Source organism: Staphylococcus pseudoxylosus (assembly GCF_044794325.1).
GTDB classification, from domain to species: Bacteria; Bacillota; Bacilli; order Staphylococcales; family Staphylococcaceae; genus Staphylococcus; species Staphylococcus pseudoxylosus.
Genome location: NZ_CP085024.1, coordinates 2,619,499 through 2,634,769, shown reverse-complemented (window position 1 = coordinate 2,634,769; position 15,271 = coordinate 2,619,499). Strand labels below are relative to the sequence as shown.

The 15,271-nt window shown below is 33.9% G+C and carries 12 protein-coding genes; 7 read left to right on the top strand and 5 right to left on the bottom strand.

The window, feature by feature from the left end:
• The first annotated feature begins 247 nt into the window (after window positions 1-247).
• The 3 genes from LG295_RS12645 (at window position 248) to LG295_RS12635 (ending at window position 4,991) form a co-directional block, all read left to right on the top strand.
• Complete coding sequence (locus LG295_RS12645; protein WP_199186495.1) at window positions 248-1,579, top strand: sodium-dependent transporter; 1,332 nt, start codon at window positions 248-250, stop codon at window positions 1,577-1,579.
• Window positions 1,580-1,928: 349 nt separating this feature from the next.
• On the top strand, window positions 1,929-4,178 hold the full coding sequence (gene lip / locus LG295_RS12640; RefSeq protein ID WP_404476003.1) for a YSIRK-targeted triacylglycerol lipase: 2,250 nt from the start codon (window positions 1,929-1,931) through the stop codon (window positions 4,176-4,178).
• Between the two features lie 261 nt (window positions 4,179-4,439).
• Window positions 4,440-4,991: a GNAT family N-acetyltransferase gene (locus LG295_RS12635; RefSeq protein WP_107531230.1), complete on the top strand. Its 552-nt coding sequence runs from the start codon at window positions 4,440-4,442 to the stop codon at window positions 4,989-4,991.
• Window positions 4,992-5,372: 381 nt separating this feature from the next.
• Here the strand turns inward: LG295_RS12635 and ilvD are convergent, their stop codons facing one another.
• Entirely contained in the window at window positions 5,373-7,073 is a 1,701-nt protein-coding gene (gene ilvD / locus LG295_RS12630; protein WP_107531229.1) for a dihydroxy-acid dehydratase, read from the bottom strand.
• Window positions 7,074-7,404: 331 nt separating this feature from the next.
• Here ilvD and LG295_RS12625 point away from each other — a divergent pair, with 331 nt between their 5' ends.
• Both LG295_RS12625 and LG295_RS12620 read left to right on the top strand, forming a co-directional pair.
• A complete protein-coding gene (locus LG295_RS12625; RefSeq protein ID WP_326018560.1) occupies window positions 7,405-8,190 on the top strand; it encodes an arylamine N-acetyltransferase in 786 nt (261 codons plus the stop codon).
• 156 nt (window positions 8,191-8,346) lie between these two features.
• Window positions 8,347-9,333 carry a LysM peptidoglycan-binding domain-containing protein gene (locus LG295_RS12620; RefSeq protein ID WP_326018558.1) on the top strand — a complete coding sequence of 329 codons (987 nt, stop codon included), beginning with the start codon at window positions 8,347-8,349 and terminating at the stop codon, window positions 9,331-9,333.
• Between the two features lie 142 nt (window positions 9,334-9,475).
• On the opposite strand, the gene LG295_RS12615 is transcribed toward LG295_RS12620, so the two are convergent.
• Window positions 9,476-9,751: a hypothetical protein gene (locus tag LG295_RS12615; protein WP_107531226.1), complete on the bottom strand. Its 276-nt coding sequence runs from the start codon at window positions 9,749-9,751 to the stop codon at window positions 9,476-9,478.
• 211 nt (window positions 9,752-9,962) lie between these two features.
• Here LG295_RS12615 and LG295_RS12610 point away from each other — a divergent pair, with 211 nt between their 5' ends.
• Both LG295_RS12610 and LG295_RS12605 read left to right on the top strand, forming a co-directional pair.
• Window positions 9,963-10,799, top strand: a complete 837-nt coding sequence (locus LG295_RS12610) for a GNAT family N-acetyltransferase (RefSeq protein WP_404476001.1) — start codon at window positions 9,963-9,965, stop codon at window positions 10,797-10,799.
• Between the two features lie 109 nt (window positions 10,800-10,908).
• A complete protein-coding gene (locus tag LG295_RS12605; RefSeq protein ID WP_107557985.1) occupies window positions 10,909-12,153 on the top strand; it encodes an ammonium transporter in 1,245 nt (414 codons plus the stop codon).
• Window positions 12,154-12,281: 128 nt separating this feature from the next.
• Here the strand turns inward: LG295_RS12605 and LG295_RS12600 are convergent, their stop codons facing one another.
• The 3 genes from LG295_RS12600 to gltC form a co-directional block, all read right to left on the bottom strand.
• Complete coding sequence (locus LG295_RS12600; protein ID WP_107531223.1) at window positions 12,282-13,064, bottom strand: YibE/F family protein; 783 nt, start codon at window positions 13,062-13,064, stop codon at window positions 12,282-12,284.
• Window positions 13,061-14,176 carry a YibE/F family protein gene (locus tag LG295_RS12595; protein ID WP_107531222.1) on the bottom strand — a complete coding sequence of 372 codons (1,116 nt, stop codon included), beginning with the start codon at window positions 14,174-14,176 and terminating at the stop codon, window positions 13,061-13,063. The genes LG295_RS12600 and LG295_RS12595 overlap by 4 nt, the downstream gene beginning before the upstream one ends.
• A gap of 93 nt (window positions 14,177-14,269) precedes the next feature.
• On the bottom strand, window positions 14,270-15,157 hold the full coding sequence (gene gltC, locus LG295_RS12590; RefSeq protein ID WP_107531221.1) for a glutamate biosynthesis transcriptional regulator GltC: 888 nt from the start codon (window positions 15,155-15,157) through the stop codon (window positions 14,270-14,272).
• Between the last annotated feature and the right edge of the window lie 114 nt (window positions 15,158-15,271).

Sequence of the window (15,271 nt, the reverse complement as noted above, 5' to 3'; positions counted from 1 at the left end):
CTTTAACATAAAAAAACAGTATATTCAATAAAATGTCAGATAATTTTTAATATTTAAAGTATTGTATGTGGGAAAAGTCATGAAATATTCGAAAAATTTTAAGTTAATTAATAGCTGTAGTGACAAGTTTTTAGCTCTAGTTGCTGAAAATACATATTGAGACAAAGGTGGAAAAATGGTATAGTAGATGCTATGTCACACAAACGCTTTAACGCAATAAAGTTTTGTAAAATACAAAGGATGTAGAATTATGAATAAACAATCACAGTGGAAATCCTCAACAGGATTTATTTTAGCAAGTGCTGGTTCCGCAATAGGGTTAGGTGCCATGTGGAAGTTTCCGTATATGGCTGGGATATACGGCGGTGGCGCATTTTTACTAATGTTTTTAGTATTTACCATTTTCGTTGGATTACCATTACTTATGATGGAATTTACAGTTGGGAAAATGGGTAAAACATACACAACTAAAATTTATGAAAAATTGACTGGGAAAAAATGGCTCAATATGATTGGCTGGAATGGTAACTTAGCTGTATTTATATTATTTGGTTTTTACAGTGTTATAGGTGGTTGGATTATTATCTATATCTTGAATGTAGCTTTCCAAATAGTAACTTTTAGCGATAGTACATTAGGAAGTATAAAGTTTGAATCTATTATAGGAAACCCATGGTTAACGATAGTGGGGCAAGGTATTTTTATCTTATTAACAATGGTTATTGTAATGATGGGAGTAGAAAAAGGATTAGAAAAAGCTTCTAAATTTATGATGCCGTTATTATTTGTTTTTCTAATTGTCATCGTCATTAAATCACTTTCTTTAGAAGGCTCGTGGGAAGGTTTGAAATATATCTTGCAACCTAGATTAGAAGATATTTCTATGGAAGGTGTATTATTTGCACTAGGGCAGTCATTTTTCACATTATCTCTAGGTACGACGGGAATGATTACTTATGCAAGCTATGCTTCAAAAGAAATGACGATTAAGACATCTGCTGTTTCAATTGTAGGAATGAATATTTTGGTATCTATTTTAGCAGGTTTAGCAATATTCCCTGCCATTGCAGCTTTTGGATATAGTCCTACTGAGGGGCCTGGATTATTATTTAAAGTATTACCACAAGTTTTTGATCAAATGGCTTATGGACAAGGTTTTTATTTTATCTTTTTAATTCTATTTTTATTTGCTGCACTGACATCATCGATTTCGTTACTTGAGTTAAATGTATCTAACTTTACTAAAAATGATAATTCAAAACGTAAGTCTATAGCAATTTGTGCAAGCATTTTAGTATTTATCATTAGTATTCCGGCCACGTTGTCGTTTAGTAGTTTAAGTGGTATCCAATTTGGTGCTGGAACAATATTTGATAATATGGACTTTTTAGTATCAAATATTTTGATGCCATTAGGTGCGTTAGGAACGACGCTTGTAGTTGGTCAATTATTAGATAAACATGAGTTGAAAACACATTTTGGAAAAGACAGGTTTAAACTATTTATGCCATGGTACTACTTAATTAAATTTGTTTTACCAGTAGTTATCGTATTAATATTCATCGTTCAACTTATATAGCTGGAAAATTCTCGTTGCTTGTTGCTTCGAGAATTTTTTAATTGCGTATTATTTAGTTGTAATCAGTTATTGACTAAAAATAGTTTATTTAGTAAAATCTAATTAAATTATTTATTGAAAGTTTTTGGTTGTTAATTATAAAGATTTTAACAATTTATTGGAAATTCTTTTGATAAATAAAATTTTTCTCAAATAATGTAAGCGCTTTCTCAGGAAGGAGTGAGTGGTATGAAAGCATTGATAGGTAAATTTTTTGAACTAATACCGCGTTTTATTATTAACTTTTTCATTTAGTCTGTCCTTTTAATTAAATTGTGTTTTAAAATCATGAAATTTAGAGGTGTTGTATATGGAGAAGAAACGAAATAAGTATAGTATACGTAAATTTGCTGTCGGCGCTTCTTCAATTTTAATTGGCTCGTTATTATTTTTGAATGTAGGGACTGTAGAAGCTGCTGAAGAAAATAATCAAAGTGAAGCGGACGCACAAGTACAAAATGGGAATCATTTGGGAGATGATGAACATCAAAATTTAGTGAATGATAACACAAATACACCGGTTAATGATGATGAAACACAAGTGAATGATGAAAAAATCAATCAAGCAACTCATACTAGCTTACATAAAGATCAACAAAATAGTAAAAATAATGTTAACGATTCAACAGATAAAGTGAAAGAACAAAAAGCGTCAGAAATAGATCCAGAATTTAATGCAACAGATAAAGCGAAAGAACAAGAAGAATCAGAAATAGATCCAGAATTTAACGCAACAGATAAAGTGAAAGAACAAAAAGCGTCAGAAGTAGACCCAGAATTTAACGCAACAGATAAAGCGAAAGAACAAGAAGCTTCAGAAGTGGATCCAGAATTTAATGCAACAGATAAAGCGAAAGAACAAAAAGCGTTAGAAGTAGACCCAGAATTTAACGCAACAGATAAAGCGAAAGAACAAGAAGCTTCAGAAGTGGATCCAGAATTTAACGCAACAGATAAAGCGAAAGAACAAGAAGCTTCAGAAGTGGATCCAGAATTTAATGCAACAGATAAAGCGAAAGAACAAGAAGCTTCAGAAGTGGATCCAGAATTTAATGCAACAGATAAAGCGAAAGAACAAGAAGCTTCAGAAGTGGATCCAGAATTTAATGCAACAGATAAAGTGAAAGAACAAGAAGGTCATGTGGATTATAAAGACGCTAAACAAAACAAAGTGGTAGAAAACAATCAAACGCTATTAAATGAATCTGTCAAAAATGATGAAAATAAAAAAGAGGGAACATCCTTAGATAAATTACCAAATCAAGCTGCAAATCACGATTCTGAACATGATAATAAGGATAATCCTGACAAAGCATTAAATACGTTGAAAGAAAATGCGGTAGCAACGCCGAAGAACCAAACTCAACAAAATGTAGAAAAAGCAAATGAACAACCTAATAAAACCGCGAAACAAGGACAGTATAAAAACCAAGATCCTATCATTTTAGTACATGGGTTCAATGGTTTTACTGATGATATTAACCCAGCAGTATTAGCGCATTATTGGGGTGGAGATAAATTGGATATCCGCCAAGATTTAGAAAGTAATGGTTATGAAGCATACGAGGCGAGTATTGGTGCATTAAGTAGTAACTATGATCGTGCCGTTGAGCTTTATTACTATATCAAGGGCGGTACGGTAGATTATGGTGCAGCCCATGCTGAGAAATACGGTCATGAACGTTATGGTAAAACATATGAAGGTGTATATAAAGATTGGCAACCAGGAAAAAAAGTGCACTTAGTAGCCCATAGTATGGGCGGTCAAACAGTAAGGCAACTTGAAGAATTATTACGTAATGGTAACCCAGCAGAGATAGAATATCAAAAAGAGCATGGCGGTGAAGTTTCCCCACTTTTCCAAGGGAATAACGATAACATGGTGAATTCAATTACTACCATAGGTACGCCGCATAATGGTACACATGCTGCAGATGCATTAGGTAATGAAGCTCTTGTTAGACAATTAGCGTTTGATTACGCTAAATTCAAAGGTAATAAAAACTCAAAAGTGGATTTTGGTTTTGGCCAATGGGGACTTAAACAGAGAGAAGGAGAAACATACGCGCAATATGTACAACGCGTTCAAAATAGTGGATTGTGGAAAACAAAAGATAACGGTTTTTATGATTTGACGAGGGAAGGGGCTGCTAAATTAAATAAAAACACATCGTTAAACCCTAATATTGTCTATAAAACCTATACAGGAGAATCAACAAGACCTACTTTGCTTGGAAATCAAAAATCAGACATTAATATGTTTCTACCATTTACGATAACAGGCAATGTAATTGGTAAAGCTGCAGAAAAAGAATGGCGTGAAAATGACGGATTAGTATCTACTATTTCATCACAACATCCATTTAATCAAGCCTATACGGAAGCAACAAATGAAGTGAAAAAAGGTATATGGCAAGTGACTCCAATTAAACACGGTTGGGACCATGTTGATTTTGTGGGACAAGATTCTACTGATTCCAATCATCCAACTGAAGAGTTGCAACAGTTTTGGCATAATTTAGCAGCAGATTTAGTTCGGAACGAGCAATTTGATGCTTAAATAAAATTAAAATAATGGAGGTAATGGTCATGACAGGAGACTTATTTGATTTATTAGGTTCGTTATTTCGTGTGATTAAAACATTATTTTTCTAAAGATTAATATGACGGTATAACAAGGTTAAACTAATTTTTATAATCAAGAGGGCGAGGCATTGAAATCAATTTGTAATTATTGGTTTATGCCTGGCCCTTTTTGCATTTTGAGTATGGGTTAGTTTAAAGTATACTAACACGTAATGATGAGGTTAGGAGGGATGCAATGATACGCTTTTCAAAAGGTACTTTAGCGTCGCTTGATGAAGCGATTATGGATGATTTCTATTATTGGAAATATGAAGAGCTTGAACAAAAGGCAAAAAAATGGAATGGTCCATATATTGAGGAACCGCAAATAGATAAATTATCATTTATGAAAGAATTAGAGGAAAATCGTTATATCTACCCAAATGTAGAAAGTACTTTAGCGATTATGGTAGAAGGTCATTTTATAGGGACTGTCGGTTCATATTGGATAGATAAAAATACCAACTGGTTAGAAATAGGTATCGTTATTTACGACAGTGATTATTGGGAGAGTAATATTGGCACAGAAGTATTTCAACTATGGATTGATTATTTATTTAAGAAAGATTTTGTTCATAGATTGGGAATCTCGACATGGTCAGGAAATGAAAGAATGATTAAGCTTGCTCAAAAAGTTGGAATGCAAGAGGAAGCTAGAATTAGACAAGCAAGAAGCGTGAATGGTCAATATTTTGATGCTATTAAAATGGGTATACTAAAATTTGAATGGCTTGCAGTGCGAGAATAAATACTACATAGTTTATAAAGTAATGAGCAAAATAAAAACGAGACCGAAACAATTAAATGTCTCGGTCTCAAATAATTTTTAGAAATTATTTACCTGTGAATAAACCAACGATTTTTTTGATGATATCAATGATAAAGCTCATGTAACTCACCTCGCTTTGTTTTGTTAAGTTAAATATAATACAATTGTGTTCAATTTTGTTTGATATTCCCTAAGTTGTGAAAAATCATTCTCCGATGACTAAAAATAAAATAAATAAACAATTGCGCATTCTAAAGTGTCTTTTTGTGAATAAATGCACATGATATAGCAAAAAGTCTTATTACAATGTATTAGTAACACTTTGTAATAAGACTTTTTTGCTTGATATTATAATGGTATTTAGTCAGTAATTGCGCCTTTTGATGCTGAAGAGACAAGTTTAGCATATTTAGCGAGTGTGCCTTTTGTTGCTTTTAGAGGAGGAACTTCCCAATTTTGATAGCGACGTTCAAGTTCTTCTTCGGAAACGTCGAAACTAATTTCAAGTTTCTCTGCATCAATGGTAATTGTGTCATTTTCTTCTAAGAGCGCCATTGGTCCACCGACTTGAGATTCTGGCGCAGCATGACCTATAACTAGTCCATGTGAACCGCCAGAAAATCTACCATCTGTAAGTAATGCTACAGATTCGCCTAACCCTTTTCCTACAAGAATAGAGGATGCAGATAACATTTCAGGCATACCTGGTGCGCCTTTAGGACCTGCATAACGAATAACGACGACATCTCCAGGTTTGATTTCATCATTTAGTATAGCTTTAGTGGCTTTCGCCTCTGAATCGAAGACACGTGCAGGTCCTTTGATATAAGTGACACTAAGGCCAGAGATTTTAGCTACAGCCCCTTCAGGAGCCAGGTTACCTTTTAAAATAACAAGGGGCCCAGTTGCATGTTTAGGTTCTTCGAAATTTATGATTTCTTTATTATCAGTTAGGTCTGTTTGATCAGCTAAATTTTCAGCTACTGTATGACCAGTTACAGTTAAGCAATCGCCGTGAATTAATCCTTTGTCATGAAGTAGCTTCATAACAGCGGGGATACCACCTACTTCGTCAAGGTGTGCCATTACATACTTACCACTTGGTCTCAGATCAGCAATATGAGGCACGCGTTTACGGATTCTCTCAAAATCATCTAGTGTTAAATCCACTTCGATTGTATGTGCGATGGCAAGTAGATGTAAAATAGCATTTGTTGAACCCCCTAACGCCATTACAACGGTAATTGCATTTTCGAAAGCCTCTTTAGTCATGATATCTTTTGGATAAATACCTTTTTCTAATAATTCATAAACTGCTTTTCCGGCTGCTCTACTATCTTTTGCTTTATTCGTAGAAACAGCAGGATGTGAGGCACTACCTGGTAAACTCATACCCATTGCTTCAATTGCTGATGACATTGTGTTAGCAGTAAACATACCACCACAAGAACCAGCGCCAGGACATGCAGAACATTCTACTTTATGTAAAGCCTCTTTATCAATTTCTCCATTATTATATTGTCCGACACCTTCAAATGCAGATACGGCGTCTAAATCTTTGCCATCTAATTTTCCGGGTAAAATCGTTCCACCGTAAACGAATACGGCAGGTAAATTTAAGCGAGCGATTCCAATCATACAACCAGGCATGTTTTTATCGCAGCCGCCTATAGCTACAACGCCATCAAGGTTTTCAGCACTAACAACAGTTTCTATTGAATCTGCAATGATTTCACGACTTGGTAATGAAAAACGCATACCGTCTGTCCCCATAGAGATACCGTCTGAAACTGTAATTGTATTGAAAATTAACGGAGAACCACCTGCTTCACTGATGCCTTGTTTAGATGCACGTGCTAGACCATCAATGTGCATGTTACATGGCGTAACTTCGCTCCAAGTACTTGCGACCCCAATCATAGGTTTTTGGAAATCTTCATCTTCAAAACCGAGTGCGCGTAAATAAGCACGGTTAGGTGTTCTACTGACACCTTCACTAATTACTTTACTTCGTATACGTAAATCTTGTTGATTTGTTTGTTGTTCTTGATCTTTAGCCAAGTGATAACCCCCTAGATATATTATTTTATAATGTTAGAAAAATCAGAATTTTTAATAGTTAATCATACGTCTTTTACTAAAAAACTAAAAAACGAATAAAGTTATGTTGGTTTCTGATGTTATTTAAAAAGTATCGAAAGTACACATTATCTGTATATCGGATTAATGTCAAACTTATCATAATCTATATATATTGTCATACCCTGAATTTAATATTGTAAAAATCAGGAACTAAGCCATTTTTTGAAAATCCAAAAAATTGTTTGAAATAATGTTCTTAGATTAAAATATATGTGTATTGTAGGATAGTATAAGTTGAGGGGGAATTAAAATGACAGATTTTAGTCAATTAGAGAATTATTTAGAAATTGATACAGAAAAATATAATCGAATTGATTTATTATCATTAAATCATTATATTCATCAATATGTTTCGCATGTGCCTTTTGAAAATATAAATGTCCAAAATAAGCAACCGATTGCACTTAATGATGCGTCTATGCTCTACAAAATCCTCCAAGAACATCGAGGTGGTTTTTGTTATGAACAAAATCGCTTTTTCAAAAATTATTTAGTTGGAAAAGGATTTAATGTAGATATGATATCTGCGACAATTAATACAGGAAATGGTTGGGCGATGGCAGGTTCTCATATGGCGCTCAAGGTAAGGGTAAATCAACAAGACTATTTAGTTGATGTTGGATATGCGGATGTACCTAAAGAGGCAATGCCTTTATCGAATCGACAAGAAGTCGTTACTGATATCAATGGTTATTTCAGAGCTTCCTATATAGATACACAAACGATTGAAATGTGTAAGTATAAAGATAATGGATGGCAAATACAATATCAAGCGACGGATGCACCTAAAAATATTTCAGATTTTGAAGAGGGGATAACGTATAATCAACACAACCCTAGTTCTATATTTGTGAAAAAATTAATAGTAAGTAAAGCAACCAATCATGGCCGTATAACATTGTCTAATTCCCATTTAACCATTACAAACTATGGTGAAAAAGTAAAGAAACCTGTGACAAGTGATAATTATTTAGCGATATTAGATAACTATTTTGGTATTGATAATGTAAATATATTAACGTTTGAACGGTCATAAATAAGTTGTATATTACAGGTTTTATATTTTTACGTTCTCTTTTGTAATCATAATGTCATATAAATAATATACTAATGTACATTTTTACAATGTATAATAAAGGAGTGAGTATAGACACGAAGTGTAATAGATATATATAGTAGGAGGTTTACATAAGTGCGTAAAAAAATTATTGCTACTGTAATAGGCACAAGCGCCTTAGCAGCAGTTTCATCAACTAACGCAGATGCCGCTACAACTTATAAAGTTAAGAGTGGCGACTCATTATGGTCAATAGCGAATAAATTCAATACTTCAGTGGACAAATTGAAGTCATTGAATAATTTAAGTTCAAATGTTATCTTTCCAAACCAATCATTGAAGGTGTCAGGGACATCAAGTTCGAACACGACTTCAAACACATCAACTGGAACGACGTACACAGTTAAATCAGGTGATACATTATCAGGTATAGCTGCGAGATATGGAACGACTTATCAAAAAATCATGAGTTTAAATGGTTTATCGAATTTTAATATTTACCCTGGTCAAAAATTGAAAGTATCAGGCACTGCATCAACTGGTAGTTCGAATACTTCAGGAAATACAAGTAGTGGAAGTACAACAACTTATACAGTTAAGAGTGGTGACTCATTATCAGCGATTGCTGCAAGATATGGCACTACATATCAAAAAATTATGAGTCTAAATGGTCTAACAAACTTTAATATTTATCCTGGTCAAAAATTGAAAGTATCAGGCACTGCATCAACTGGAGGTTCTGGTTCAACAGGATCTACAGGAACATCGGGATATTACTCACCTGTATTCAACCATACTAATCTATATGATTGGGGACAATGTACTTGGCATGTATTTAATAAACGTGCACAAATTGGTAAAGGTATCAGTACTTATTGGTGGAATGCTAATAGTTGGGACACTGGTGCTGCAGCTGATGGTTATACTGTGGATTATAATGCTACAGTGGGTTCTATTTTACAATCAGATTTAGGTTATTACGGGCATGTTGCTTTTGTAGAATCAGTAAATTCGAATGGTAGTATTACTGTATCTGAAATGAATTATTCTGCTGCACCTGGTACAGTGACTTATAGAACAATCCCAGCATCACAAGTTAAATCGTATAAATATATTCACTAAATAAATATAGCAAAAAGCTCGTATTACAGTATGAAACGTGTAACTGTAATACGAGCTTTTTATATGAGTTTTTAACATCAATTAGAATGGTGTACGACTTGTGACATTGAAGTTATGTTATTTTAACAGAAACCGTACTATGTTATGATGCGTTCTCTTTGCGTAAAGATTTAACACGTTTCGCTGTTGTGAATAGCGTACTTGCAAGTGTGAAAGTTGAAAATATTTTTGCGAATTTTCGCGGTGATTTTAAAGCGGTATAAAAGTCTAGCACTGCTCCCACGCTTGTAATTGCCATGCTAGCATATATTAGTTTTTTGTTTTTTGATTGATAGGCATACCAATTGAAACCTTCTACTGCAATGCCTACAAAATTAACTGTATTTGAAATGCGATTGATTTTTGTTTTCTTAGCCATTCTATTAAACCCTCCATTTTAAAATGTATATCTTGTTTTAATATTATAACACTTTATAAACTTACAATTGATATATAAGTGTCTAATGTTGCTTAAAACATAAGGTGTATACAATATTGAAATATGATAACATAAGCGATGTTCATATAAAAATAGTACGATTATATAGGGGATGGAGTGGTGCAAAGTGATTAAATGTGTTTGTTTAGTAGTGGAATATAATGAGTATTTATTACTCGTTCAAGCTAGGAATAGAGAAAAGTATTATTTCCCTGGCGGTAAGATAGATGCGAATGAATCATATAAAGAAGCACTAAAAAGAGAAGTGCAAGAAGAATTACAAATTGATTTACCAGAATCATCTTTTGTTTATCTTCAAACAGTCGTTGGAGAAGCATATCCTCAGAAAAACACACAAACAGAACTGAATTGCTATCGTACTACGATGAATATAAATTGGGATGCGATTGAACCTGATCAGGAAATTACAGATATGCAATGGATACATAAATCAGAACGTCATAAAATAGCACCAGCAGTTTTAACGTGGATTGATGCACAATCAGAACATTGCGAAACTATTAATATTGTACCTTATGAAGAGGCGCTTATTTCAGAAATAAAACAGTTCAATATTTCAGCAGAAGATAGAAAGTTTACAAAAACCCCCGAAGAAAATATTAAGCTTGCTACTAATGATGAAGAACGCCATCCAACATTAGTATATAATGCGAGGTCGGAATGCGTTGGTTTCTTTACATTGCATGAAGGGGATGGCGTTGCACCTTATTCAAACAATAAAAACGCGATATTTTTCAGATCATTTAGCATTGATTCGAATTATCGAGGTCATGGTTATGGTAAACAAGTCATTCAATCGTTACCTAACTATTTAAGGCAATATTTTCCTGATGTAGATGAAATCTATTTGACAGTAAATATGGATAATGAAATAGCTCAAAAATTATACCAACAATGTCGCTACCAAAACGTAGGAACCTCAAAATTAGAAGGGCGTCCAGTATATATTTTGAAACAAAATTTATAAAAAGAGAATGAGAGCGTCACATAACTTAACACGCTGTGTTATCTTATGTGACGCATTTTTGCGATCTAATTTGTTAGGGGGTAAGATCTTCTACAAAGGAGTGAGCAGTATGAATATGAATGATACATTATTTTTATTTCTTTGTACGTTATTAGTATGGTTAATGACCCCAGGATTGAGTTTATTTTATGGAGGTTTAGTGCAGTCCAAAAACGTTTTGAACACAGTGATGCAAAGTATGTCTGCTATTGTAGTTGTTACATTTGCTTGGGTAATACTTGGTTTTAGTTTGAGTTTCGGTTCAGGAAATACAATCTTAGGTGATTTTACATATTTGGGATTACAACATGTTGGATTTGATACGCAAACGGAAATATCACCACACGTACCTCTAGGGTTATTTATGCTATTCCAAATGATGTTTTGTACAATTGCTGTTTCGATATTATCTGGTTCAATTGCAGAAAAAATGAAGTTTATACCTTATCTTATTTTTGTGTTTTTATGGGTGATTTTAGTATATAGCCCTGTAGCGCATTGGGTGTGGGGCGGCGGTTGGATTGATCAACTTGGTGCGATAGATTATGCCGGTGGGACAGTAGTACATATCACTTCCGGTGTTTCGGGACTCGTGTTAGCAGTGATGATAGGCGCAGGCAAAAATTTTGATAAACGACCACCGCATAACCTTATTATTTCATTAATAGGTGGCATATTCGTATGGATTGGTTGGTATGGGTTTAATGTAGGGAGTGCGTTAACATTTGATCATATCGCAATGACATCATTTATTAATACTGTGTTAGCAGCGAGCGCAGGCTCATTAGGTTGGTCGATTATAGAATATTGGATGAAAAAGACGACAAGCTTAATCGGTATGTTGTCTGGAATGCTAGCAGGTTTAGTAGCAATCACACCTGCAGCAGGGTTTGTTGATTATACAAGTGCTATATTAATTGCGTTAATAGGTGGCGTATGTTGTTATTTTGCGATTAATTATATCAAAGTGAAATTAAAATATAATGATGCCTTAGATGCATTTGGAATCCATGGTATCGGTGGTGTTATCGGCGCGATATTAACGGGTGTATTCCAATCACAAAAAGTTAATGACGGCATTTCGAATGGTTTGCTATTTGGCGGTAATATACAGGCGGTAATGGTTCAAATATTGGCAGTAGTCGTAACGATTATATTTAGTGGATTAGTTACATATATTATTGCAAAAGTAATTGGTCTATTTAGCGAGATTGCTGCGGATAAAGTTGAAGAAGAACAAGGTCTAGACTATGTAGTTCATGGGGAAAATGCATATTTCAGTGGCGAATTGAATAAATTGAATAGACGTTCTTAAGATCGAATGTTTACGGTTTACGAATAAGGTCTGATGTGAGATGTAAGGTGCAAATTGGAAGGTCGAATATATTAAAGACCTATCGAGATATAGACATAAATACATGTTCTAATCTCGATAGGTTCAAGTTAAATTGATTGGTTATTTTGTGCTTCGGATGACTTTTGCTTTTTAATTAAGATGGAGGTTAACCATGCCGTAATTGGAATGCTAATGGCTACAGCAATTCCACCTAAAAGAATTGAAATAAATTCTTGAGCAAAAATTTTCGAATTAATTATGTGGCCAAATGAATAATTAAGTTTGAAGAACCAGAAAAATAATGTCAGTTGACCACCAAAATAAGCTAAGTAAATGGTGTTTGCTGAAGTTGCTAATATTTCTCTGCCAACGCGCATGCCAGAATGGAATAGTTCTTTCTGCGTTAATTCGGGATTTGTTTCATTTAATTCGCACATTGGAGAACTTATCGTAATCGCTAAATCAATCACGGCTGCAATGACGGCCAACACAATTGTAAAGACCATGAATTTGACCATGTCGATACCGATATTCATTGAAAAAATATAAGTCTCGTCTTGTTCTTCTGTCGTAAAGCCTTGTAAATCACCGATTGAAACAGAAAAATAAATTGCCAAGATTAATATTACTGTAGTTAAAATTGTCGCATAAAATGCAGCTTTAGTTTTAGTGTTATAACTATTCAACATAAATAAGTTACATGCTGCGATAATAATACAAAATATAAGCGTGACTAGGTAAATCGGTGCACCAAATATAATGATGACAATTGCGATTAATAGGATGACAAAGTTCAAGAACAGTGTCATATAAGAGATGAGTCCTTTTTTACCCCCGAATATAAGCATTAATACTAGCAATATTAGACCTAAAATTGTTATAGCACTCATTGGTTAGCACCTCTCATTTTAAACCATAGTTGCATCAATAAAATTGTAATTGGAATTGTTAATACGATGCCAATACCTCCTGTGATTGCCCGGGAAATTTCAAGTGACCAATTCATAGAAATAGTATATGTAATGGTGTTTGCATTTTTTAAGTATATGAGTAGCATGGGTAAGCTACCTGATAAATACGAAAAGAGTAAGATATTTGTCATAGTGCCCATGATATCTTGTCCAATATTGCGTCCAGCTAATGCCCAACGCGTCATACTGATGTCTGGCGTACGCCGTAAAATTTCCGCCATACCACTTGCGATAGTTATCGCGACATCCATTACAGCACCTAAGGTACCAATTAATACAGAAGCGAGAAATACTTCTTTAGGTGGTAACGTTAAAAAGCTCATAGTTTCAAACTTTATCCCTGAACCGTCAGTAAAATGTATCACTAATTGTGTAATGCCGACACAGATGAATGTACCGAGTAACGTACTGATAATTGTAATGAGTGTTCGCCATTGCCAACCTGTAACTAAGATTAAAGTTAATATCGTTGAAATGAAAATACCGATACTTATCAAACCGAATAAACTGATGTTAGGGTACTGATTATGAATGTAAATTGCTAAGACAACGACCATTGTATTAATCACTAACGATAAAATTGATTGTAAACCGATTTTTCTTCCTACTAGCAATACAGTTAATAAAAACAAACCTGTAACGGCGACAATTAGGCTATCGCGTTTCTTTTCAGTGATATATGCACTATTCAGTTTATCGTCAATATGTAGCAACACTTTGTCGTTGGTGGAATAAGCTTCACTGTCTGCTTGGGACTCAATGTATTGATTTTGAATGGTAGTCGTTTTACCTTCGTATTTTCCGTTGAGTATTTTGATTGTTAACTGTTCTTTATGTTTCGTATCTTTGTTATGATGTTCATCTGTAATTTGGGATGTAGATTTATTTTCAATATTGGTAATTTGACCTATAGGTATATCGTAAAATTTAGCGTTCACGAAAGTGAAAATAAAAACTCCTAAAAATATGATGCAAAAAGCAAAGATAACCCAATTGAAAGGGCGCTTCAATATTTTTTTAGCTGAATTCAAGCTGACTCAATCCTCTCTATTTTTAGACAATGTGATTATACGCCCCAGTTTTATTGAATTCAAAGATTTATAGGCTATAGTTTTGAGTCTGCATTAATGATAAGTCGCACTACGGCTTAATAATTGCTCTATAGTTGTCAGCATCAATTGTAAATCGTTTTTACGATTGTCTTGTCGGACGACACTACAAATCGTACGTCTTAGCTCTGTGTGTTCTAGAGAAATATCTACCCATTTTTGTGGGTTTTTATCTAGAAGATGATATGAGGGGGCGATGATGTAACCACGTTCTTTATTAAGTAAATATTGTGCGATCTGAGTATGCGTAACAGTACGTATTGGCGTTTCGACGACCTTTTCCAATGTTTGCCTGATGTTTTGAGGTAAGGCGTAGAGTTCGTAAATCATTTTATTTGAAAATTGGATTAACGGCGGATTAGTTGCCATGGTAATGGGATCATCTTTTGGAACATAGATATGAAAATTTTCTTCGAATAAAGGGTTAATCTTTAATGAAGGGTTTTGCTTAAGGTTATGCGTTAACTCTGTAAAAGCAATATCGATTTGATCGGTGAGTAAAGCATTGAGTATATCATTTTCTTCCATTAGAATGGGTTCAATTACTGAATCACTTTTATTTTCAAAGGCTTGAATTAATAAAGTTAGTACTTGAGAAATATAGCTTTCGACATAACCTATGCGAATGATAAAGTGGTTTGATTCAGATTGGTTATGAAACAAGCGTATAGTTTCGTCGAGTTGATCGATAATCTTAGTCGCTTCTGTAAACAAATGCTTACCTTCATCGGTGAGGTGAATATTGCGTCCTTCTCTTTTAAATAATGTAACTTGTAATTCTTTTTCAAGTTGCGTGATTTGTCGACTGATGGCAGATTGTGCAATGTCTAATTCAAGTGCAGCTTCTGACAAGTGCTCCCTTTTAGCTACTTCTATAAAATATTTTAATTGTTTTATTTCCATAGTTAATAACTCCTATTCCAAATCATTCTAATAATTAGAATGATATCATCTAATTTATATATTGAACAGATTAATCAACTGCTATATAGTTTACTTACTTAATTTAATATTCAG